Here is a 1,012-nt window from a genome sequence, read left to right on the forward strand (position 1 = left end):
GCCAGGTGCAGCAGCACTTCATAGTTGCCCGAACTGATGCCGGCCGGTAGCGTCACCGTCTGGCTTACCGTGACCGACTGCCCCGGCAGCCACTTGCGCGGATCGGCATTGAGCTTGAAGCGGTGCAGTGTGCCATTGGCCGTGTTGCGCAATACCAGGTCGACGTCGCGCGCATTGAACGGCGCCGCCCACCCTTCGTTCTTGACCGTGAAGTTCACCGCCAGGCCACCACCCGGCTTGGCGCTGCTCGAATACGAACCGCTCTCCAGTGCAAACCGGTAGCCCAGCTTTTGCTTGATCTGCTCGAAGCAGCCCTGGTTGCGGAAGCCGTCGAGCACCTGCTTGTGGTAGTCCAGGTTCAGGTACGACCAGTGGAACTGCGACAGCTCTTTCAATGCAGTCGGGCAGTCGCTGCGCGGCGGTGCGTAGTTACAGGTCTCGCCGCCCATCGCCAGATGCGTGGTTTCGGCCTGCAGGTACGGATACTCGGTCGAGGTGTTGGTGTAGGTGCCCCAGTCGTTGGCCGATGCCAGGAAGCAGTCGTTGTGATGGGCCAGGCGTGCCTTGGCCGTGCCGTTGTAGGCCTCGCTTGCCGTTAGTGCCGTCGTACCGAAGAACTGGCGCTTGACTGCCGGATAGCGGATTTGCACCATGCGCTCGGCTGGCACGATCTGCAGCAGCTTGTCGACGATCGTCTTGCGGTCGGCCCAGTTCTGGCTGCTCAGGTTGCTGACCGGGATGGTGCCGAAGTTCTGGCTGTAAGCCCATTCGCCCCAGCCGCCGATGAAGCCGGCCTGCACCACTGCAATCACATCCTTGTTCTTGGCCAGGTACGGTGCAACCTGATCCATGTGGCTCTGCATGCGTGATGGCGTCGCATCGGCACCACCTTCGTTCTCGCTGTAGACGAAGCGCGGAATGGCCTTGAGGCCGGCGCTACGGAACTCATCCATGCGGCGCTGGAACAGGTCCAGCTGTGTCTGGCTGATCGGCGAATTGATGAAGCTGCTCA

Annotated in this window: 1 protein-coding gene; it reads right to left on the minus strand. The window is 61.9% G+C overall.

Annotated elements, in window-relative coordinates; all coding sequences use genetic code 11:
* On the minus strand, positions 1 to 1,012 hold a 1,012-nt coding region (locus ACFQUU_RS29350), incomplete at both ends, for a DUF4832 domain-containing protein (protein WP_382252175.1).

The organism is Herbaspirillum sp. GCM10030257, from assembly GCF_042666555.1.
GTDB lineage: Bacteria > Pseudomonadota > Gammaproteobacteria > Burkholderiales > Burkholderiaceae_D > Noviherbaspirillum.